Origin of the sequence: Eubacterium sp. BIOML-A2 (assembly GCF_009680135.1) — a bacterium.
In the GTDB taxonomy this organism is placed as follows: domain Bacteria; phylum Bacillota; class Clostridia; order Lachnospirales; family Lachnospiraceae; genus Faecalicatena; species Faecalicatena contortus_B.
Genome location: NZ_WKZK01000021.1, coordinates 17,183 through 36,994, shown reverse-complemented (window position 1 = coordinate 36,994; position 19,812 = coordinate 17,183). Strand labels below are relative to the sequence as shown.

Below are 19,812 nucleotides of genomic sequence, written 5' to 3'. Positions count from 1 at the left end.
GCCGCCGATGGCACCGCCCTTTTAAACCTAATTGGTTTCCCGGAGAATCTTCACTACCTCAAGATCAGTTTCTCCCATTGATATAATATCTTCTTTCTGAATCACGATCGGTTTCTGAACTTTCTTGCCATTCAGGAACGTATGGTTCTTAGAACCTTCATCCCTGAGAAACAGCTTATCTTTGCTCCTCACAATCGCGCAGTGAACCTTGGAAATCTTCCTGTCACCGGGCAGGGAAAGAAATTCCTCAAAAGCAACATCCTTCGTCGTTCTTCCAATCCCGATACTGTCATAGAAAACGAAGCTGTAACGCTCTCCCGTATCCGGATCCTCCAGAATGATCTTCCAGCGCCTTTTTTTGCCCGCACCCGCTGCTGGCGTCTTCGGCGGATGTCCGGCAGACTGTTTTTTCTTTCTCACCGGGGGCCTGTCATCGTAATCATCGTCGTCATAATCATCACTTTCTCCGCCGTAAGCCTCATCAAGCTCATAATGCCTATATTCTTTTCTCTCTTTTACTATGGTCACTATGGTAACAATTATAGTGACAGCTATCAAAGCAGCTAAAACTATCAGAATAATCCAGTACATCATATGTATATCCACTCCTTCAAGAGTTTATAGTACTATATTTTTCCCTTACAGGCAACCCAATCCGCCATTTTTTATCGCCTGAGCCTGAAATTTACTTAACAAATTATCTTTGGATATTCACAGAAACGAAATAAATTAACCGTTCTTGCCATCCCGAATTCTATTCATATTCGCAGATATACCCCAGGAAACCGGAATATGACGATTCTGCCGCCAGCATATCGTCCGGCACATCATTCCATACAAACCGCTTTTCGCCGTCAAAGAAAAATAAATCCATATACTGCTCTTCCAGGCTGCCGTCCTGGAAACTTGGCTCCCCGCTTTTCCATTCGTCAGAACACCAGCTGTCCTCAGAATTCAACTTCTCCCCAAACAGCTTATTATTCTCATTCACCCAATAATAATCTTCGGAATTGCCGTCTCTTCTTCCCCCAATCCGGAAAAAGATATTGGTCATCCCTGCCTTGCTGATTTCTTTCCGTATGTACTCATATTCTTCTGAACTGTTAATTCTGGCAAGATAACCGCCCCTGTTTAAGCAGTCCTGAAACGCCTCTGTCCAGGTGCAGTCGCTTTTTATATACTCGTATCTGTGGATAGCCGTATCATCGGCAGGAGCAGAAGCATCATAGGTGCTTGCGTTTTGATCCGCAGCATTTCCATCCTGAGAATTGTCCTTAGAGCTGTCAGTTCCTTCCCCGGCATGATCCCCTGCATTGTCCCCCGTATTATTATTTGCGGGATCCTTTGTGCCATTATCCTTATCGGTGTTGACAGCGTCCCCCTTTTGTGCCGCTGAATTCTTATCCTGTTCCTCCTTCCCTGCGGCATCATTTGAAGTTACCTTCTGGCTGTCCTGCACCTTTTTTCTGGTTACAATCCCCAGCCCAATTCCCGCTGCAAATACCACGATAACTCCGATAATGACAATCGCCAGTATCTTTCCGTTGCGTCTTGGCTTTTTCATCTTTTGTCTCCTACCTTTTCTTCATACTGAAATATTTTCCCAATAGTTACTTATACCCAAGGAGCACCTCGTATTTCATGTCCCTGCGGGGCGGATTTGCAGCACGCTGCAAAATAATGTATACCCAAAGGGCACCCCGTATTTCATGCCCCTGCGGGGCGGATTTGCAGCACGCTGCAAAATAATGTATACCCAAAGAGCACCCCGTATTTCATGCCCCTGCAGGGCGGATTTGCAGCAAGCTGCAAAATAATGTATAGAAAAGACAGAAGCCTCTGATTCTAAGGCTTCTGTCCTGCTAGAACTTCCTACAATCTATCCGTATCCTGCGTATGCGCGTCCTTTGCCTCAGAAGCTCCCGCAGCGATACTATTTTATAATCTCTTTAATAATTCTTCTCTTTCTTCTTCATAACCCGGTTTGCCCAGAAGTGCGAACATATTCTTTTTATAGCTTTCCACGCCTGGCTGGTTAAATGGATTCACGCCGAGTAAATATCCACTAACGCCGCATGCAAACTCAAAGAAATAGAACAGCTGTCCGAGATAGAACTCGTTCTGCTGTGGAACTGTCACCATCAGGTTCGGCACGTTGCCGTCCGTGTGTGCAAGAATCGTTCCGTTCATAGCACTTTTATTGATAAAGTCTACGGTCTTGCCTGCCAGATAATTCAGTCCGTCCAGGTCAACCGGTTCTTCGTTGATAATCAGCTCTTCTCTGGACGTCTCCACATTCAGAACTGTCTCAAATAATATTCTGTTTCCATCCTGGATAAACTGTCCCATGGAGTGCAGATCGGTCGTCAAATCTACTGATGCCGGGAAGATGCCCCGCTGGTCTTTACCTTCGCTCTCTCCATATAACTGTTTCCACCATTCGGATACATAATGCAGGCTTGGCTCATAATTAGCCAGAACCTCTATTGCTTTGCCCTTTCTCAGCAGGATATTGCGTACTGCCGCATACTGCAGGGCCCCATTATCTTTAAAATCATTTTCCAAAGCTTCTTTTCTTCCTGCCTGTGCGCCTTCCATCAGTTTATCGATGTCTGCGCCGCTCACTGCGATCGGCAGAAGGCCTACGGCCGTCAGTACGGAGAAACGTCCCCCGACATCGTCCGGCACTACAAAGCTCTCATATCCCTCTTCTGTAGCAAGGTTCTTCAAAGCTCCTCTGGCTTTGTCGGTCGTAGCATATATTCTCTTTGCTGCGCCCTCTTTTCCATATTTATTTTCCAAAATCTCTTTAAATACACGGAAGGCAATGGCTGCCTCTGTAGTAGTTCCTGATTTTGAAATCATGTTGATGGAAAAATCCCTGTCGCCGACTACGTCAATCAGATCCTTAAGATAAGTACTGCTGATACTGTTACCTACATAGTAGATCTCCGGAGACTTTCTGAGTTCTTTGGATACCACATTGGCAAATGAATGTCCAAGGAAGTCAATTGCAGCTCTTGCTCCCAAATAAGAGCCGCCGATTCCGATTACCAACAACACCTCAGAATCACTGCGGATCTGCTCTGCCGCTTTCTTGATCCGTGCAAATTCTTCTTTATCATAATCAACCGGAAGGTCAATCCATCCAAGGAAATCATTTCCCGCGCCTGTCTTTGCAACAAGCTTGTCCTTTGCCTGGGCTGCCAGTTCGCTCATATATTCCATTTCATGTTCCTGAATAAAACTACTTGCTTTTGAATAATCAAATGTAACTTTGTTAGCCATTGTTTACCCTTCCTCTCTAATATCGTCTTTTACAAGCTAATTCTACCAAATATGCCCACCTTAATCAAGCTAAAAACTCCTCTAAAATTTGGCGAATTGCCTCTTCTTTTAGTGCAGGCTGCTCATCATCTTCCTCCATTTTTTCTTTTACTGTCCGGCGGATCACCTGTCTCGCCGCTTCCCCTTTTTCTACCCTGCGCGGTTCTCCTTCAATATTGATCGACAGTGCAGGTTCCTCCCGCTGTGCCGCCGCCCTGGATGCCCCCGCAGTTTCGGGGCTGATAACATCTATATTCTCCTTCTCGGTCTGTTTCACCTTCTTATAACGGTGAGCGCAGACATTTTCAAGGTAATCAACCATATAATTCTTTGCTGCTTTTACTTTATAAGATTCATCGGACAGCTGGCTGATTACAAACAACGCAACCATTTCCGCCGCCCCTACTGCAATATACTGGTACATCTCCTCACACAGCCCATGTGCCAGGTAGTGCCCTGCCGCTCCCAGCGCCGCCAGGATTCCGGAAAACCAAATACTCTGTATTTCCAATTGTCTCCACGTATGTACTTTAAAAAGAAATCCCCGGTATTCATATATGTACTTCTCCACAAATGCTCCCACATTGTCTACCTTATCGTGTATCATACACGCGTGCTCATATTTTGCCCGCACGAGCTTCATCAGTTTGTGTGTGCTCTTTGACATATTGCCTGACGCCTTTACCAGACGGCGGAGGGTAACCTGGTTCACGAGCTTGGCCAGTACCCCAATGACACCCACCGCAATCATCAGATAGAAGATTACGTTCGTGTCGGCTGCTACATTTTTAAACATAATAAGACCTCCTGTTTTTATGGTTGTGCCACAACTACCATTTTTTGGTGTGAGCCTATTATAGCCCAACTTTTCCGTACTTGCCGCAAAAACCGTTCTACATAATTCGCCATTTCAGAGTGTTTTTAAGGAAAAACAGGAATATCTCAGGGTTAAGAAACATAGAATTTAAGAACGGCCTCAATCCTTCAATTTAACACATCATTTATCTTCACAGTGCATTCTCTGCCTTAAGAAAACTCCTGTCATTTAATCGGGGAAAAACTCGAAAATTGGCACACGAAAATGTACTGGTAATTTCCCCTTCATTTTGCTATAATCAACATATCTGATAAATGCTGGTAAAATACGGGTTATAGTGCCGCCATAACACCCCAATGCCAGATTAAAATCATTATTTGCAGGAGGATAAAAACATGCAGTATAAGACAAGCGGAGTCTGTTCGCAAATGATCAACTTCGATATCGAAGACAATAAGGTAAGAAATGTAGCCTTTGTTGGAGGGTGCGCCGGCAATCTGCAGGGCATAGCCCGCCTGATAGAAGGCATGGATGTGGATGAGGCTATCTCCAGAATAGAAGGTATCCGCTGTGGTTTCAAAAGTACATCCTGTCCCGATCAACTCGCACTAGCATTAAAAAAAGCAACCGGAAGATAATCCGATTGCTTTTTCTATGTTTAGTACATGAACCATATAATAAAAGATCCCCCTCCTTGAACAATTGAAGCAGCTGTCATGCGGCGCGCATAAAAAAATTTGTGGTGTTTTCTCGGTACAGGTCTTTTCTATAATCAATTAATGGTTAATAGTTTCTCCTGTATGCGGTACACTTGACAGCTGCTTCAATTGCTCAAAGAGAGGGGGTGAGGTGCTGGGCGTAAAATTAGTTTATGAAGATTCCATCGGTAAGCGATGTGGCCTCTTCGTATGGATAATCCGCATCCATTCCCGCTACATGGTCAGCATGAACACGGTAATAGTAACCTCTATCTACCATCATCATCTTGTTCGTACTTACATAATATGTATTTACATCTTGAACCTGCCAACAATCAATTTGTTCCCAAATACCGGTTTCTGCATTATACTGATCAACATAAATAACTGTTGATATATAATCAACATCATGATTTGCTGTGGTTGATGCATATACATAAATACGTCCAACTCCTGATTTTGTAATGGAACACTCTCCATCCATTAGATGAGTGCCACGTGTAATGATCCCAGAATTAGTTGTCCCCTTTGAAGTCGTTGCGTCTGTTAGGTATGACCCATCTACTTGAATGTACTGATTTTCAGCCGCTTTAACAGGTAGTACAAGCATTAAAAATGCAAAACATACTATAATAAATGAACTTAGTCTTCTTTTCATTACTTCCTCCTATCATGTTATCTATTAAGTAAACATCTTAGTGCCTAATAACTTACGTCTCTTTTTCAAAATATATGAGATTTTTTATAATACTTTCTAGTTCTTCTCTCTTCAAAATTCCTTTTAGCTGGTAATGTATGCCCTTATAAGTAAAATTCGCAATGTATCTAGAATCTGCATAACCTTTTACATAATATTCTTCTACCGCAATATCCTGATCTAACGAATGCACTTTGAATTCTCCGGTTTTTATATCCTCTTCTTTTTGACCTAATGATGAATCCGAATTATTTAAATAAATAGTATATCTTATTACCTCATCCCCATACTTATAAAATAATTGTGCCATTCTTTGCTCTTCATCTATCTTATACTCACTCAAGTACATTCCTTTAGGTTTTGTTCCTATTCTTACTGCTAATATGTTTATTTTTTCTCTAATTTCCCTGTAGGCGGTTACTTCCATTCCATCTTCAGAATCCTGTGTATCCATGTCTTCAACATTCATAATTTGCATTGCCTGTCCACCATGAATCTTCTCCCATAGTATTTTCAAATATGACTTACTCCCCACGCTAGTCACACTCGTTCCAACCACCAAAACAAGTACCGCCGCAAATGCAATTATAAACCTCCTTCCACGCGGCATACGTAATACACTGGTCTTCCTCCCTTCTTTTTTCTTCCCCTTTTTCTCATCACTGTTAAGATGTTTGTGGTATTCTGTATTGACTTCAAACAGCTTTGGTTCGTCCTCTTTCTTTTTCAGGAGTTCTCTGCCAAGGCGTAATGCTTCTCTGTCTTCTTCTGAAAGAAAACTTTCCGGATTATCTTTTGTACGTTCGGTAAAATTTGGAGCAAGTTCCTCCCCAAACTCTGCTGTATTTTCTCCAGTGCTGTGCTCTTGTCCACGTCTCTTCTCGTATGCCTGAATTTCAGCTAGAAGTGCAGCTTCCATCCTGCCAGATACCTGGATATCTTTAAGATCAGGATTTTCCGCTATTTTCCTTTCCACCCTCTCAGCTGCATTCTCCACTTCTTCTTGCAGTGATAATTTTTTGTTTTGTTTCATGCTTATTCCCCTTATTTTGGCTACTACTTTTTCTTGACTTTTTACTAAATAAGTTTAATATGAAATTATATGTGTTTTATCGGTTATATGCAAGTATAACTTTTAAATTTTTAAGCATAATATGAACATTTCAAATCTGGAGGTTTTCATTATGAAAAGAATCATACTCACCGGTGGAGGAACTGCCGGGCATGTCACCCCCAATATTGCACTGATTCCCCGGCTGAGGGAACTGGGTTACGATATCCAATACATAGGATCTTACAAAGGGATTGAGAAGGAACTCATTGAGCCTTTTGGTATCCCTTATCATGGTATTTCTTCCGGAAAGCTGCGGCGCTATTTCAGCGTTCAGAACTTTACAGATCCTTTTCGAGTAATAAAAGGGTTTGGGGAGGCTCATTCCATTATAAAGGAATTGAAACCTGATGTTATCTTTTCCAAAGGGGGATTCGTTTCTGTTCCCGTTGTACTGGCCGGCAAGCGGTGCAAGGTACCGACCATTATCCACGAGTCTGATATGACACCGGGACTTGCCAACAAGCTAGCCATCCCATCGGCAACCAAAATCTGCTGTAATTTCCCGGAGACCCTTGAGTCTCTTCCGCTGGAAAAGTCTATCCTTACCGGTTCCCCGATCCGGCAGGAGCTGCTGTCTGGCAACAAAATTGCTGCACTGGATCTATGCGGCTTCGCGGCGGATAAGCCCGTCATCCTTGTAATCGGAGGAAGCCTTGGCTCAGTGGCCGTCAACAATGCAGTACGCCTTGCTCTCCCTGAGCTTCTGGAGTATTTCCAGATCGTTCACCTCTGCGGCAAAGGCAAAGTTGATAATTCCCTTAATGGCCTGAGAGGCTACGCACAGTTTGAATATATCAAAAATGAGCTTCGGGATATATTCGCCCTGGCAGATATCGTTATTTCAAGGGCCGGTGCAAATGCAATCTGCGAGCTGTTAGCACTTAGAAAGCCGAATCTTTTGATCCCACTTTCGGCCAATGCCAGCCGCGGCGACCAGATTCTAAATGCCCGCTCATTTGAAAGGCAGGGCTTTAGTATGATCCTTGAAGAAGAGGAGCTTACAAAAGAGTCTCTCCTCGAAGCTGTCCGGAGGCTTTACGATAACCGCAATTCTTATATGGACGCTATGCGGGATTCCAGACAGCAGGATTCCATTGATACAATTATAGGACTTGTAGAAGAGATAAGTTTAAAGTAATTGTCGGATTGCAACACAACCAGGAAAACAGGTGGCGTAAAGACACCTGTTTTCTTATACTCGGTTCAATTCGTCATATTCTACACCAAACTCTTTCTTTATCCAGCTTTTGGCTCTGTGCAATACACTATGCAGCACTTCAACACGGACTCCCATTTGTTCAGCAACTTTTGCCTGTGGTATTTCCAGATAATATACCAGCGTAATCGCCTCGTACCATCTGGGATTTTTCTCAAGCAGTGCCTCAAAGATACGCTCGTGAAGTTCGGAACGATCTAAATCTTTCAACTCTTCCATAAACGTTTCTTCAGCACTCTCTACAGTTTCCCGAACAAAGTCTTCCTCTGTAAAATCTTCTCCAAGTATCTCCCGACTGGCCTTCTTGTTATAATTCAACGCGTAATTCTTAGCAGTCGTATACAACCACGATTTAATATTGCTGTGATTCATGTCGTTGTAATAAATATACAATTGGAGAAACGTATTCTGAGTAATATCTTCCGCCACATCATAATTGCCCGAATATGTATATGCTGCTTTTAAAACGAGATTCTTATAATCTTCATAGATCTCATCAAACTCACGATTATCAGTCAACATTTTTATCCCCGGTTATTAAATCACTTTACTTAATATTTCTTCTTTGTCCTCATCTGAAAGTTCGCCCATCTTCCAGCCCAATCCTACTTTATCGCCCTCATATCTAGGAATCATATGCATATGAAAATGAAATACTGTCTGGCCTGCGGGCTCCTCATTGTTCTGAACAATGTTATAGCCGTCACACCCCAGCACGTCTTTGAGCTTAAGTACCATCTTTTTAGCCAGAACCAATACCTTAGCTGCAAGCTCATCATCCAGGTCATACAAATTGCTATAATGCTCCTTCGGTATAATCAGAGCATGTCCCCTGGACGCAGGATTCAGGTCTAAAATCACACGAAAGTCATTGTCTTCATACAGCGTTGCTGATGGTATCTCACCCGATGCCAGCTTACAAAAAATGCAATTTTCGTCTTTCATAGCTTTTCCTCATTTCTTCTTTTAGAATGTTTTAACTTTAGTATATCCCATTTTCAGCTAAATGAGAAGCTCTTTTATCAGCATTATTCTGTCGAAACTTGTCAATCTGATTTTGTTGAACACTGCCCACCATCGTGCTAGACTACAAATATAACGTACTATAAGGAGGGCATAAAATATGTTACATAATGTTGACATCAATAAAATGAACACTCTCATGGAGGAAAACCATGATGCAAAACAGATCATTAGTCAGCTGTTAGAAAATCATCATGAAACGGTGTCCGCAATTGCTCATGAAATACGAAATCCTCTGACACTTGTTTCCTCGTCCTTGCAGGTTATGGAAATCCAGCATCCTGAAGTACGTGATTTTCCACACTGGCGTCAGACGATCGATGATGTAGAATTTATGTGTCAGTTGTTAAACGAGCTTTCTACTTTTAATAATGGCGATACTCTGCACTATTCTGTCTTTTCTATCGAACGTCTCCTAAAGAACATTGCCGTCTCATTTGCGATTTCTATCGACAGCGAAGATTCCGATATCGAATTCACATCCTCTATTCCTACCGGTCTGGGCGATTACACTGGTGACAAGGTCAAGCTGGAAGAGGTTTTCTTAAACCTTCTTCGAAATGCAAAAGAATCCATAACAGGTGAAGGCCGTATTCATTTTTCGGCCAGCCGTCATAATGACGCTCTGACAATTCAATGCAAGGATACCGGATGCGGTATTGCGGAAGAAATCATAGACTACATCTTTGAACCGTTTAAAACCTACAAAGAGGGTGGGACAGGCCTTGGGCTGTCACTGTCCAAACGAATCATCGAATCCCATGGTGGTTCCATATCGGTAGACTCCAAAGTGGACGAAGGTTCCACGTTTACAATCATTCTTCCCATATAGTACAGTATTGCTGAATTAATCATAGAATACTGTACCAGCCGCGCCACGCTGCCTGCGGTACAGAACCGCCGCCATCACAAACCCGCAGACAAGACCGCCAACATGGGCCGCATTATCTACTCCTGAGCTTGTAAAGCCAAAATACAGGCTCAGGACTACCATAACCAAAAGTCCACGGTTTGTCAGCCTTCCCACTCTTCCATGATTTTTCAAGACTACGCACAGCAGCGCTCCCATGAGACCGAATATGGCTCCTGAGGCCCCTGCCGATACCACCATCTTATCTGTACTCATATTCATCCACAATGAAAGCAGATTCCCCCCAAGCCCTGATATAAAATAAATAATCAGAAACTTGATCCGGCCGGTCTCCAGCTCCAGGTTCCAGCCGAGCGCTCCCAGCAGTACCATATTGTTCAGCAGATGTTCGATACCAAAATGCAGGAACAAACAGGTAAAGATCCGGTAATACTGATGCCCTTCCACAACATAAGGCCCGTACATAGCCCCATGCTCCAGCATAAACAGCGTATCTTCCGTAGCTCCCATAACAGAAAGCACCAGAAATACTCCAATATTAATTACAATCAATGCGGTGGTGCACACTGCTTTTTGATTTCTCTCCAAGATGGTTCTCCTTTTCTTAACTGCTCTTCTATATTATAATAGCTCTCTGCGCTTCTGTCTATGAAAGAATCAAGCACCTGATACAAAATTGTCAATTTTTTACTCCGAATGAGATGCTTTTGTATATTACCATGTATCCTTTACTTATTGTTTTAGATTTTATAACCTCACATATCCTCTTCTTCCTTCCCGTCTGTTTCCAGAATCAGGTCCTTCCAGCTGCCCCATTTTGTCTTTTTTAAACGGTCTGCAGTTTTCTTCCATGGGCTCCAATGCCCTCCTATCTCCCGGATTGTCTCCACATCGGCAACCGGTTCATATTCTTCTTCCTCAAGAGAAAACAGGTTTTCCGGGGACAGCTGCTCCCCGTCCTCCGGGGTATCCGCATTTTCAGGTTCTGGTCCGCGTCTTTTTTCTTCGTGAATCCTGTATTCATCCATAATTTTCTCAAGATCATAATTCTCCTGCAGCGTTGCTTTATGAAGCTCATAAGCCAGCATAATGCCTTCCGTATCCTCATAATCAAGCTTCCGGACAAAATATTCGGTTATTACATGGAAAGCCTCACAGAGGGATTTTTTTCGGCCCGGCAGATAACAGAAATACCATGTATCTTCACCATAAAACATAAATTCAGGGTAGAGTAAGAGGCCGTCCGGGCTCAGCATAAAGCGCCGGAGTGCCTTAACCACTTCCATCAGCCGGTTCACAAATCCCAGCATATCTTCCTTTTTAATTGCAGATGCCTCAAATAACGATTTCATCGACAATAAACCCGTCACCGTGTAACTGTATCTGCTCTTCCCATCCATTCCGCACCCTGCTATTTCGAGCAGGCCGGGTATTTTATTTTCCCGAAGCATATGTATCTGATAATCCTCCTCATACAAACGTGGGATATCTATGTGCAGGCTTACCCTATTCAGTTCTTTTTCATAACCTGTCTTCATAATTGTCTATTCCTCCTGGTCTGCCAAAGACTCTAAGTGTCTTTTCTTTCTTATCTTTTTCTCCGGTTCCGGTATCCTGGTGATCTGTACTGCCTGTACACGCATCCTGCCCCTGCCTGCACGGGCCGTAACTCTGGCCCGGGTTCTATCCAGCTCAACTTCAACGTCTGTCAGCCTCAGCCAGATCAGCTTTCCCGCAGTGCGCTCCTGGTAAAAACTCTGCAGATCTGGTTCTTTGCCTCCCTGCTGCCTGTCCGACTGGGCCGCCAGCACCGCCGTTTCCGCTGCCGCCCCCAGCAATATGTTTTTGTCATGCCAGTAGAATACGATATATATTGTAAAAATAATCATAAAAATTACAATCGGAAGAATATATGCCATTTCCACTGTCACACTTCCATTCAGCTCTCTTTTCTTCTTTATTACGTCTTCCATTTTAAGTCTCATTGTACGCCACACATCCATAGAAAATAGGATACCAGCAAAAACGGGATAAACGGATATCCCGCCTTTCTGTCAAATCCTTTATATAACAAAAGGGCGGCTGCAAACAGCGCCGAAAAGAGGAAAGCACCGGACAAGACACCCAGCAGATTCCAGAAGCCTAGATATACCCCCAGAATAAGTATAAGCAGGCTGTCCCCATATCCAAAACCTTCCCTTGTTACCCTGCTCACCACTATAAATACCGCACCTGTAACAGCGCCTGCCAATGCAGAAAAATCAAGAGGCCCCGTCTGGCAGATACGGACAGCGGCAGCCGCAGCCCCTCCCGCCGCAAGAAACCACAGAGGAATCCTTCTGGTCCAAATATCTATAATTGACAAGATGCACAAGTATACGCCGCATCCTATTCTGCTTACTTCGAGCATCTGCTGCATCCTCCTTTCAAGCCAACTTCTGACTTTTTTACTGCATGTATGGTTCTTTTGAGTCCACTGCAGCTTAATGAATTGTGATACTTTCCTCCTGTATTCGTAATATAAACTCCGGCAAAAGCATCTCCATGTACGCATTTTTCGCATCGGTAATACCTGCCGCCGTCCTCGTTGCGGATTCCGGAAAGTCCTGAGTACGGCACAAACCGGACAGACAGCTGCAGATATGTACATTGATAGTCCTCGTGATAAACCAAAGCCGTATCCGTGATATATACAATCTCCTCTCCGTCGGAATTTCCATCCCTTTTAGAATAACCGGTCCAGGCCTTTATTCTCATTTCTTCCCTGAATTTTGCTTTCATATTCGTGAACTGCGGAAGCGGAATCCTTACGGCATATTCCACAGAGACATGAATCTCCCCCGTAAGTACAGACATATATGTCCTGCTTAAGTTCAGCCCGGAACTGCCTCCTGCCAGAATGCTCCGGTCCAGGCGCTCAGCTCCCGCGGCTTCTACGATATCCTGCCGGAATTTGACCAGATTCACGACAGGCAGCATAACCGTATCCTCCGCGGCTGTCTTAGCTGCGCTCTGTACAGCGCTTCGGATACATGTTCTTACAGATTGTATTTCCAGCAAATAAACCAGGCTCAATACCGCGAATAAAAATACGGGAACCGCCAGTGCCGCTTCTATAGTAACGCTTGCTTTTGAACCCAATGCAGATGCCCTTTCTATGTTCGAGTTGGGTGGGTTTTCATTTGATTGTGTCATCGCAGTTTTTCCTTTCTTTATATTTTTTTCGGTTGGGATATATTTACCTGCCGGAAGGGATGCGCCGGCAGGGTTTGAAGAAAGGGCATCTGCATTGGGTTCAAAATTTTATCTGTATCCAAAATATAGCGGAAACTGGTAGGTCAGCCCCTCACGAATAACTGCTTTATTCTGGACTCTCAGCCGGACGATACAGGCGTCTGCACAGAAAGACAAATCTCCCTTTTCCGTTCTCATGTTTTGTTCAACACGGTCCAGCGCCTTCATAACCAAAACGTCCTCCGCTTTTAAAAAAAGAAGGATTCTGAGGTAATCGGTATAGGAGATCCCTCCCTCGGCATCCGCCCCCTCCTGCAGGTCCTCCCCAGTTCCCAGCGTCAAAAGAGACGAGAGCGACAGCTGCCAGTTTGTGCTGTCTTTCACCAGAGCAGCTTTTTTCCCCGTCATTAAAGAACGCAGATCCAACAGGCTTTCTCCAAATGCCCAGGCTGCAAGGAGCGCCTGTTTCACAATTCCTGATACAGCCGGAAGCGCTGCAAGCGTCGAAAGACTAAGCGCCAGCGCTTCTGCCTCCGCCTGCTTTGCAGTATCTGTCTGCAGATAAAGATAATTCATCCCAAACCGGATTCCAAGAAGCTTCTTCACGACTGCTTCCAGATTCTCTCGGTCCGAGGCACAACCCGAAAGTATGTATTCCAGTTCATAGCTCAGACTGCGTTTTTCACTTACTTGATTTACCGCGTTGCCAAACTTTTTGATCAGATATTCATGAAACAGCAGCCGCTCTTCTACGCCTTCCATCCCCTGCCTTGTATAGAAGCTGCCCCTGCCAAACCGCAGATTCCTACCACTTGGCTGTTCCCCCGGAGCAATCTGCCTGTCTGAGAGTTGGTAATCCTGCGGCAGTACAAGCTGAAGGATTCCTGATTTTTTCAGTTCGGCTACATGCGGCAGGGGATTTTCCTCATCGGGCAGCGCATTGCCGCTGTCTGCCAAGATCTCTTCCAGTTCCGTATTGATCTCCGAATCCTGCCTGTCTGCTTCTTCTCCCTGCATCTTTTGTACCTCCCATATGCCAGTCCGCCCAGCCAGTTCACGTATGGCGGCTATTCCGTATGTCTCTTCCATGTAGGCAAGCGCCTGCTCTTTGAATGCGCTTCCGTTTCTGTCAGTCAGGTACTGAATCCCCTGGATATCATGTTCCATACCGCTTGTGCCATAGTAGTGCATACGGTCTGTAAGATATTTCTCTTCATAAGAATCCGTACCATAGCTTCCATCAATTGCCAGAATCTCATATTCTTCCAGAAGTTCTCTGCTATATTCGCCGAATACAGAGAACACAGCGCGGTCGGCGTCCAGACGTTTTAGATTTTTTGCCACCTGGATAGACGTACTCTCCAGAATCGCTGTGATAAATGAGATAAGAAGAACAAAAATAAGACTCAAAAATGCCGTTATCTCACCCCGCTTCCCCATTAAATACCTGAGCTTTCACTTGTTATTTTCTCAAAAATTGAGTTCACCAGGCTGATCAGCTGTGTTTTAAATATTAAAACTAACGCGATAATTACAACCAATATTAAAATCAGCTCTACTACAGAAAGCCCCGTAGAGTCACATAAAACTTCTTTTCCCCTGTACAATCTCTGTTTTAATCTCCGTACAATTCTCTTCATCTGTTTCCTCCTCTCAGATCTGTATCGTAAAAAATGCCGGAACTACAATGATAATCAGTACTACCGCCAGCATCAGGAACATCGGCCCCAGCATCTTTGTTCCGGCTTCTTCCCCCAGCCTCCTGGCCTGTTTTTTTCTGTCTTCCAAAGCATCCGCGGCTTCCCTTTTGAGCAGTTCATTCATCCCTCTGCCCCCTTTCCTCAGGTTTTGTGACAGGAGTGCGCCGAACCTTCGATACGCCGGCAGACCGCACCTGCTGCCAAACCTTTCATAGCATTCACCTTCTGTGACGCCGCCCTGAATCTCGTGCATCGTATAGGACATTTCCTCATAGGCAATCCGGAGACCTTTTCTGTCCCTTCTTTTTTCATACTCTTCCACCATCTTGAACCATGCTTTGCGAACGCTCATGCCCGCTCCCAGGAACAGGGTGAACTGGCTGATCAGCTGTGGGTAGTCTGTGGACAACTGTTTCTTCCGCTCCTCTACTATCTGTTTCTGTTTCTGCCTGTCCAGAAAAAAGACTGCCGCTGCCGCTACGATTCCCAGAACGAATAGTCCGGCTGCCCGGGACTCTCCCGGATATTTCCATGTTATTTTACTCCCATCCACGCTGCCCGGCAGAATCAGATATTTTTCTTCCGGAGCGGCCAGCTCTGCCTCCCGCAGTGCCTTCTGCACTTTTTGCATCTTTTGTTCTTTTTCGTTTAGCCTGGGGGGAAAGACGTTTACGTAAAAGGTATGTACAGCCTCCTCCCCGCCATATGTAAGAACTGCATGCAGCTCAACCAACGTACCTTCTTCCTGCAGATGTTCCTGCTGCAGCTCCCCCAGCAGATTTACGATTTCGTAATTTCCGGACTCCCACGACACATTGATTCCCATACCCGGCACCTGATCCACCAGTGTCAGATCATGCCTGACTTCATCCAGGTTCTTATTTTCCCCCAGCACAGCCTTTTCCAGACGTTCTCCGGCCTTCTCGAATATCTCCGGAAGTTCCTCTTTCTGATACTGCTGCTCTACGACCTGTACAATCAACGGCGCCTTATCTCCGTCTACCCGGGCCTCCAGTTCCACCTTTTTACTTCCCTCACCGTGGCTACCACGGGCAAGTACGCTTTTTCCTTCTGCATTTTGCTCCGGCCTCCGGCGGCTGTCAGCAGCCAGCATCAGAAGTGATATTGCGCTTGCAGCCAAAAAGATAAGTCCCATTCTTCCATACACTGTATTTCGCTTCTTCATAATCTACACCTCTATATCCACCAGCTTTTCCCCCATCCGGTAAGCGGCCGCATATATCAGCAGACATCCCGTCATTAGGGCGGCTCCCGCCAGATTTCCGTAAAGCACTTTCATAAAATCCGGAAAAGCCAATCTCATATAAAACAGAATCCCAAATGGTATGATACACATCACCTGAAATTCCAGCTTTTTAGAAGCCAGAAGCGTCTGTATCTCCTTTTCCGCTTCGATCTTATCACTGATATCCCTGACCGCGCTTTTGAGTATCGCTATGCTGTCCCCTCCGGTCCGCTTTGCCGCAGCAAATACCGTTACGAAGTTCTCTACATCCTCCTGGCTGACCCTGGCCGCCAGATCATTCATGACCTGTTCAACCGGCTGGTTCATATCCAGCTGATGGATCATCCGCTCAAATTCTTTCCGTATTCTGCTATCCTTCCGAAACAACGGCTTCAGATCCCGGGCAGTCTCGCGCACCGCATTCTCCACGGAATACCCCACGTTGAGAGCGGAAGCCATGGTCTGAATACTTACCCGAAATTGTTCTCTGAACTCCTGCTCTTTTTTCCGGCACTGCCTGGCCTTCCAGTACAGCAGATAGACATATAAAGAGGGCACAAGCGCCAGCGCCGCAATCCACGTATCGTAGAAAAGATATGCGGTCATGCACAGGAGTAAAATCCCCTTTATCAATGCCTGTATATATTCCTTACAGCGTATATCCTGCTGCCAGCAGCTTTTCCCGGTTGACAAGCTCTTCCACTTTCACAAGCCGTCCTTTAACTTTGCCATCTTCTGATCCCTCCTCCTGATACGCAAAAAGTGTCTTTATCTGTACCTCACCATCTTCATAGCCCAATACTTCTGCTATCTCCAATACTTTTCTGCTTCGATCCCTCAGCCGTCCCAGGTGAATAATAATATCAAGGGCCGAAGCCACCTGGCGCTGAATTGCGGTAAAAGGCATATCAATCCCCATCATCATCATCGTCTCCAGACGGTGCAGCATATCCACACAATTATTCGCGTGGCCGGTAGACATAGAACCGCTGTGCCCATTCAGCATGGCCGAGGAAATCATATCCACGGTTTCCTCCCCCCGGACCTCTCCGACCAGGATTCTGTCCGGACGCATCCGCAGCGCCGACTTGATCAGATCCCGGATGGTCACCGCCCCGGATCCCTCCAGGTTGGCGTTCCTTGCTTCCAGCCTGACCAGATTGGGAACGCCTTGAATCTGCAGCTCTGCATTGTCCTCAATGGTGATCAACCGCTCATCTTTTGGTATATAATCAGACAGAGCATTCAGAAATGTGGTCTTCCCGGCCCCGGTTCCTCCGCTGACAAATATGTTGTACCTGGAACGCACCAGGAGTTTGAGAAACTCCACCGCTTCACTGCTTATGCTGCCCCACGCAATGAGCTGCTCCATTGTTACCTTTTCCTTCGGAAACTTCCGGATCGTCATGATGGGACCGTTCAATGCCACAGGTTTTAATACCACATTCACACGGGATCCGTCCTCCAGCCTTGCGTCAACAATGGGGGAGGCTTCGTTCACATACCGGTTCGTTCCGGATACAATCTGCTGTATGACATCCTCCAGCTTTTCCGGAGAGAGGAAGTGCCTGTCCGATTCGAATATCTGTCCTCCTTTCTCCAGAAAAATGTGATCTGTGCCGTTGATCATAATCTCCGTAATATCATCGTCCTCGATCAGATCCTGAAGAATATCCAGCTTTCTGAATGCATGAAACAGTTCTCTGCTCAGCTTAATTTTTTCCTGCAGTGGTATGTAAGTTTCTCCTCCCGCCTGGTTGAGTACGGAGTGTATGAGATCCAGCAGTTCATCATCCTCCATCTCCCTGCCCATATCCATTTCCTGCAACACTCTGTCGTATAACTGTTCTAACTGCTCTATGCCTCCTCACCAGCCTTTCTCCCAACCCGTTTCTGTACGGTATGTTCCAGCACATCCTCATAGCCCGTCCGCCTCAGGTTCTCAACATACTGCTTCAGCTTAGCCAAAGAGACCGGCTCATCCGTATACAGCGTATAAACTGTGCGGCATTCCCTCAGTATGCGGTACAGACCGTTTACACCGTCCCCCAGATCCAGGACCACAGATTTATAAATGGACTGATCAAAAATGGCTTCAAACAGTCTGAGCCACTCTGCCTCTTCAACCGCCCTCAGATCCTGTATAACCGGCATCGGCGAAATATAATCCAGCGCTCCCGACCTGCCGGCCATGGCGCTTATTCTCAGTCCGATATTCGCCTTATCCTGCCTCAGATAATACAAAAGATCCGTCAGGTTATGTTCCGTTTCCTCCTGAAAGTAATAGCTTGTCCCGGAATACTCCTCCAGATTCAGGTACAGAACCGGCCCTTCTTTGGAGAGTTCCCTGCCAAGCTCCAGCGCATACTTAGTCTTTCCGATCCGGTGCACCGGAGAATAAACACCAATCAGCTGACCCTCTCCCCTGCCTTTGTATCTCCCCTGCATGAACTCACCGTCCAAAGCCTCCTCCAGGATAAGGCTGAGGATCCTATCTGCGGATTGATACTTAAAGATCCCCCTTTCTTCCGGAAGAAGCCCGCTGTCTTCCCCCTTAATCAATACATAACGCCTGTCAGCGTTCATCTGCTGCCTCTGTTCGGGCGGGCAGTCTTCCCCCAGCAGCAGGATGTGGACTTGTTTCTGCTGTGAAAATGCCTCCAAATGCTCTGTGTCCTGAAAAAGGTGCATCTGAAACCCCAGCTCCCTGTGAGAGCTTACGGCCTGCATAAGATTCTTTGCGTACTCCTGCTCCGCATCCCATATTACAAAATTCTTTGGATGCAACTTGTCCCTCCTTTTTTCATTTTTAATACAACAACGTTTGAAAATACCGCTGCGAATATGCAGCATGATTCTTACATGATGGTTAGTTCATCGTCCCAACCCAAGATACATCCGGCACCACGATCCGGCGCCTGAATGAAGACAGCAGCTCGAACAACTGCTGTGTGAATCGTATTATAAACACAGATTTTTAAAATGTCCATACTTCTTTTCAAATAAATTACTTTTTGTGAAAACCTCACAAATTTTGATAGAACAAAATTCCATAAAGCAGACACACGCCAGGAATACCAAGGCTTCCGGTTGTCAAAAAGGACACTGCATTCAGCCCCACATTCAAAGCATTATCCCCAGGGAGCAGATATTGATTAATAAAATAAATCAGCCCCATGCCCAAAATAGCACGGATCACAAAGTTCACAACCATATTCCCCCATTTATTTCCTTCCATACTCACACATCCTCCGGATCAGCATATATGATATCCTATTCAAATCCGTGACAAAATATTCCCCCGCGCCGCGCAGTCCGTAAAATAATACGTTCTGCACGACCCGGGGGATAACATGGGGACAATTCTCCGGAGCCTGTCTACAGCTTAATCTTCACCTCGCGGCTGGTCCTATGGTATTGATGGTACCGCACCCCCGCCGCGTCCATCATCCGCTTGGATGCCAGCACACCGGGAGTGTCGGCGTATTTGTCACAGTCATAGATGACTTCCTTTATCCCGGACTGAATGATCGCTTTCGCGCATTCATTGCACGGAAAAAGGGAGACATACAGCTTGGCCCCCGCCAGGCTGCCGCCATTGTAATTCAGGATGGCATTTAACTCGCTGTGCGTAGAATATACGTACTTTGTCTCCAGGGGATCATCCCCTTCTCTTGCCCAAGGAAATTCATCGTCTGAACATCCGATCGGAAACCCATTGTATCCCATGGACAATATCTTATTATCCTGACTGACAATACAGCATCCTACCTGCGTATTCGGATCTTTGGAACGCATGCCCGAAAGCATTGCCACCCCCATAAAGTATTCATCCCAGGAAAGATAATCCTTTCTTTTGTCAGACATAT

The 19,812-nt window shown here is 45.4% G+C and carries 24 protein-coding genes; 3 read left to right on the top strand and 21 right to left on the bottom strand.

All coding sequences use genetic code 11. From position 1 onward, the window contains the following. Nucleotides 1-27 precede the first annotated feature (27 nt). From GKG43_RS09590 to GKG43_RS09575, 4 genes are all read right to left on the bottom strand, one after another. Nucleotides 28-594 carry an FHA domain-containing protein gene (locus tag GKG43_RS09590; protein WP_055154401.1) on the bottom strand — a complete coding sequence of 189 codons (567 nt, stop codon included), beginning with the start codon at nt 592-594 and terminating at the stop codon, nt 28-30. Between the two features lie 160 nt (nt 595-754). After that, the gene (locus tag GKG43_RS09585; protein WP_055154402.1) at nt 755-1,564 is read right to left on the bottom strand and encodes a C-type lectin domain-containing protein; all 810 of its coding nucleotides are present in this window, start codon (nt 1,562-1,564) and stop codon (nt 755-757) included. 374 nt (nt 1,565-1,938) lie between these two features. Continuing rightward, nucleotides 1,939-3,288: a glucose-6-phosphate isomerase gene (locus GKG43_RS09580; protein ID WP_129879035.1), complete on the bottom strand. Its 1,350-nt coding sequence runs from the start codon at nt 3,286-3,288 to the stop codon at nt 1,939-1,941. A gap of 64 nt (nt 3,289-3,352) precedes the next feature. Beyond that, on the bottom strand, nt 3,353-4,123 hold the full coding sequence (locus GKG43_RS09575; protein ID WP_055154404.1) for a hypothetical protein: 771 nt from the start codon (nt 4,121-4,123) through the stop codon (nt 3,353-3,355). Nucleotides 4,124-4,539: 416 nt separating this feature from the next. Here GKG43_RS09575 and GKG43_RS09570 point away from each other — a divergent pair, with 416 nt between their 5' ends. Further along, the gene (locus GKG43_RS09570) at nt 4,540-4,782 is read left to right on the top strand and encodes a TIGR03905 family TSCPD domain-containing protein (protein ID WP_025653757.1); all 243 of its coding nucleotides are present in this window, start codon (nt 4,540-4,542) and stop codon (nt 4,780-4,782) included. A 226-nt stretch (nt 4,783-5,008) separates the two neighbouring features. Here GKG43_RS09570 and GKG43_RS09565 read toward each other — a convergent pair whose 3' ends face one another. Then, nucleotides 5,009-5,500, bottom strand: coding sequence for a DUF6147 family protein (locus GKG43_RS09565; protein ID WP_055154405.1), 492 nt, complete (start codon nt 5,498-5,500; stop codon nt 5,009-5,011). Between the two features lie 52 nt (nt 5,501-5,552). Next, entirely contained in the window at nt 5,553-6,572 is a 1,020-nt protein-coding gene (locus GKG43_RS09560) for a DUF4367 domain-containing protein (protein ID WP_055154406.1), read from the bottom strand. Nucleotides 6,573-6,723: 151 nt separating this feature from the next. On the opposite strand from GKG43_RS09560, the gene GKG43_RS09555 reads away from it, so the two are divergent. After that, nucleotides 6,724-7,791, top strand: coding sequence for an undecaprenyldiphospho-muramoylpentapeptide beta-N-acetylglucosaminyltransferase (locus GKG43_RS09555; RefSeq protein WP_055154407.1), 1,068 nt, complete (start codon nt 6,724-6,726; stop codon nt 7,789-7,791). Nucleotides 7,792-7,845: 54 nt separating this feature from the next. On the opposite strand, the gene GKG43_RS09550 is transcribed toward GKG43_RS09555, so the two are convergent. Both GKG43_RS09550 and GKG43_RS09545 read right to left on the bottom strand, forming a co-directional pair. After that, the gene (locus GKG43_RS09550) at nt 7,846-8,391 is read right to left on the bottom strand and encodes a sigma-70 family RNA polymerase sigma factor (RefSeq protein ID WP_055154408.1); all 546 of its coding nucleotides are present in this window, start codon (nt 8,389-8,391) and stop codon (nt 7,846-7,848) included. A 15-nt stretch (nt 8,392-8,406) separates the two neighbouring features. Then, entirely contained in the window at nt 8,407-8,814 is a 408-nt protein-coding gene (locus GKG43_RS09545) for an HIT family protein (protein ID WP_055154409.1), read from the bottom strand. 178 nt (nt 8,815-8,992) lie between these two features. On the opposite strand from GKG43_RS09545, the gene GKG43_RS09540 reads away from it, so the two are divergent. Continuing rightward, nucleotides 8,993-9,724, top strand: a complete 732-nt coding sequence (locus GKG43_RS09540) for a HAMP domain-containing sensor histidine kinase (protein WP_055154410.1) — start codon at nt 8,993-8,995, stop codon at nt 9,722-9,724. A gap of 15 nt (nt 9,725-9,739) precedes the next feature. Here GKG43_RS09540 and GKG43_RS09535 read toward each other — a convergent pair whose 3' ends face one another. The 13 genes from GKG43_RS09535 to GKG43_RS09475 all read right to left on the bottom strand — a co-directional run bounded on the left by GKG43_RS09535 (nt 9,740) and on the right by GKG43_RS09475 (nt 19,810). Further along, nucleotides 9,740-10,351: a rhomboid family intramembrane serine protease gene (locus tag GKG43_RS09535; protein ID WP_055154411.1), complete on the bottom strand. Its 612-nt coding sequence runs from the start codon at nt 10,349-10,351 to the stop codon at nt 9,740-9,742. Between the two features lie 167 nt (nt 10,352-10,518). After that, nucleotides 10,519-11,301: a DUF6382 domain-containing protein gene (locus tag GKG43_RS09530; protein ID WP_055154412.1), complete on the bottom strand. Its 783-nt coding sequence runs from the start codon at nt 11,299-11,301 to the stop codon at nt 10,519-10,521. A gap of 6 nt (nt 11,302-11,307) precedes the next feature. Further along, nucleotides 11,308-11,736, bottom strand: coding sequence for a TadE family protein (locus GKG43_RS09525; protein WP_055154413.1), 429 nt, complete (start codon nt 11,734-11,736; stop codon nt 11,308-11,310). Nucleotides 11,737-11,744: 8 nt separating this feature from the next. Then, the gene (locus tag GKG43_RS09520; protein WP_055154414.1) at nt 11,745-12,173 is read right to left on the bottom strand and encodes a prepilin peptidase; all 429 of its coding nucleotides are present in this window, start codon (nt 12,171-12,173) and stop codon (nt 11,745-11,747) included. After that, nucleotides 12,161-12,958, bottom strand: a complete 798-nt coding sequence (locus GKG43_RS09515) for a hypothetical protein (protein WP_055154415.1) — start codon at nt 12,956-12,958, stop codon at nt 12,161-12,163. Before GKG43_RS09515 ends, GKG43_RS09520 begins: the two co-directional genes overlap by 13 nt. A 108-nt stretch (nt 12,959-13,066) precedes the next feature. Continuing rightward, the gene (locus GKG43_RS09510; protein WP_055154416.1) at nt 13,067-14,437 is read right to left on the bottom strand and encodes a DUF5702 domain-containing protein; all 1,371 of its coding nucleotides are present in this window, start codon (nt 14,435-14,437) and stop codon (nt 13,067-13,069) included. Continuing rightward, entirely contained in the window at nt 14,437-14,637 is a 201-nt protein-coding gene (locus GKG43_RS09505; protein WP_055154417.1) for a Flp1 family type IVb pilin, read from the bottom strand. Before GKG43_RS09505 ends, GKG43_RS09510 begins: the two co-directional genes overlap by 1 nt. A 13-nt stretch (nt 14,638-14,650) precedes the next feature. Continuing rightward, nucleotides 14,651-15,883: an immunoglobulin-like domain-containing protein gene (locus GKG43_RS09500; protein ID WP_055154418.1), complete on the bottom strand. Its 1,233-nt coding sequence runs from the start codon at nt 15,881-15,883 to the stop codon at nt 14,651-14,653. A 3-nt stretch (nt 15,884-15,886) separates the two neighbouring features. Then, nucleotides 15,887-16,549, bottom strand: a complete 663-nt coding sequence (locus tag GKG43_RS09495) for a type II secretion system F family protein (protein WP_154253282.1) — start codon at nt 16,547-16,549, stop codon at nt 15,887-15,889. A gap of 43 nt (nt 16,550-16,592) precedes the next feature. Beyond that, the gene (locus GKG43_RS09490) at nt 16,593-17,756 is read right to left on the bottom strand and encodes a CpaF family protein (RefSeq protein ID WP_243143823.1); all 1,164 of its coding nucleotides are present in this window, start codon (nt 17,754-17,756) and stop codon (nt 16,593-16,595) included. Between the two features lie 44 nt (nt 17,757-17,800). Further along, complete coding sequence (locus tag GKG43_RS09485; RefSeq protein ID WP_055154419.1) at nt 17,801-18,730, bottom strand: hypothetical protein; 930 nt, start codon at nt 18,728-18,730, stop codon at nt 17,801-17,803. A gap of 238 nt (nt 18,731-18,968) precedes the next feature. Beyond that, entirely contained in the window at nt 18,969-19,181 is a 213-nt protein-coding gene (locus tag GKG43_RS09480; protein WP_009004566.1) for a pro-sigmaK processing inhibitor BofA family protein, read from the bottom strand. 140 nt (nt 19,182-19,321) lie between these two features. Then, the gene (locus tag GKG43_RS09475; RefSeq protein ID WP_050639136.1) at nt 19,322-19,810 is read right to left on the bottom strand and encodes a dCMP deaminase family protein; all 489 of its coding nucleotides are present in this window, start codon (nt 19,808-19,810) and stop codon (nt 19,322-19,324) included. Nucleotides 19,811-19,812: the final 2 nt, after the last annotated feature.

What these genes read in the sequence shown, in the direction of transcription:
- GKG43_RS09495 (WP_154253282.1), bottom strand. Translation starts at nt 16,549, where the DNA reads ATGACCGCATATCTTTTCTACGATACGTGGATTGCGGCGCTGGCGCTT.
- GKG43_RS09480 (WP_009004566.1), bottom strand. Translation starts at nt 19,181, where the DNA reads ATGGAAGGAAATAAATGGGGGAATATGGTTGTGAACTTTGTGATCCGT.
- GKG43_RS09570 (WP_025653757.1), top strand. Translation starts at nt 4,540, where the DNA reads ATGCAGTATAAGACAAGCGGAGTCTGTTCGCAAATGATCAACTTCGAT.
- GKG43_RS09505 (WP_055154417.1), bottom strand. Translation starts at nt 14,637, where the DNA reads ATGAAGAGAATTGTACGGAGATTAAAACAGAGATTGTACAGGGGAAAA.
- GKG43_RS09515 (WP_055154415.1), bottom strand. Translation starts at nt 12,958, where the DNA reads ATGACACAATCAAATGAAAACCCACCCAACTCGAACATAGAAAGGGCA.
- GKG43_RS09530 (WP_055154412.1), bottom strand. Translation starts at nt 11,301, where the DNA reads ATGAAGACAGGTTATGAAAAAGAACTGAATAGGGTAAGCCTGCACATA.
- GKG43_RS09525 (WP_055154413.1), bottom strand. Translation starts at nt 11,736, where the DNA reads ATGGAAGACGTAATAAAGAAGAAAAGAGAGCTGAATGGAAGTGTGACA.
- GKG43_RS09545 (WP_055154409.1), bottom strand. Translation starts at nt 8,814, where the DNA reads ATGAAAGACGAAAATTGCATTTTTTGTAAGCTGGCATCGGGTGAGATA.
- GKG43_RS09490 (WP_243143823.1), bottom strand. Translation starts at nt 17,756, where the DNA reads ATGGGCAGGGAGATGGAGGATGATGAACTGCTGGATCTCATACACTCC.
- GKG43_RS09550 (WP_055154408.1), bottom strand. Translation starts at nt 8,391, where the DNA reads ATGTTGACTGATAATCGTGAGTTTGATGAGATCTATGAAGATTATAAG.
- GKG43_RS09580 (WP_129879035.1), bottom strand. Translation starts at nt 3,288, where the DNA reads ATGGCTAACAAAGTTACATTTGATTATTCAAAAGCAAGTAGTTTTATT.
- GKG43_RS09540 (WP_055154410.1), top strand. Translation starts at nt 8,993, where the DNA reads ATGTTACATAATGTTGACATCAATAAAATGAACACTCTCATGGAGGAA.
- GKG43_RS09510 (WP_055154416.1), bottom strand. Translation starts at nt 14,437, where the DNA reads ATGGGGAAGCGGGGTGAGATAACGGCATTTTTGAGTCTTATTTTTGTT.
- GKG43_RS09555 (WP_055154407.1), top strand. Translation starts at nt 6,724, where the DNA reads ATGAAAAGAATCATACTCACCGGTGGAGGAACTGCCGGGCATGTCACC.
- GKG43_RS09565 (WP_055154405.1), bottom strand. Translation starts at nt 5,500, where the DNA reads ATGAAAAGAAGACTAAGTTCATTTATTATAGTATGTTTTGCATTTTTA.
- GKG43_RS09590 (WP_055154401.1), bottom strand. Translation starts at nt 594, where the DNA reads ATGATGTACTGGATTATTCTGATAGTTTTAGCTGCTTTGATAGCTGTC.
- GKG43_RS09500 (WP_055154418.1), bottom strand. Translation starts at nt 15,883, where the DNA reads ATGAAGAAGCGAAATACAGTGTATGGAAGAATGGGACTTATCTTTTTG.
- GKG43_RS09585 (WP_055154402.1), bottom strand. Translation starts at nt 1,564, where the DNA reads ATGAAAAAGCCAAGACGCAACGGAAAGATACTGGCGATTGTCATTATC.
- GKG43_RS09520 (WP_055154414.1), bottom strand. Translation starts at nt 12,173, where the DNA reads ATGCTCGAAGTAAGCAGAATAGGATGCGGCGTATACTTGTGCATCTTG.
- GKG43_RS09475 (WP_050639136.1), bottom strand. Translation starts at nt 19,810, where the DNA reads ATGTCTGACAAAAGAAAGGATTATCTTTCCTGGGATGAATACTTTATG.
- GKG43_RS09560 (WP_055154406.1), bottom strand. Translation starts at nt 6,572, where the DNA reads ATGAAACAAAACAAAAAATTATCACTGCAAGAAGAAGTGGAGAATGCA.
- GKG43_RS09575 (WP_055154404.1), bottom strand. Translation starts at nt 4,123, where the DNA reads ATGTTTAAAAATGTAGCAGCCGACACGAACGTAATCTTCTATCTGATG.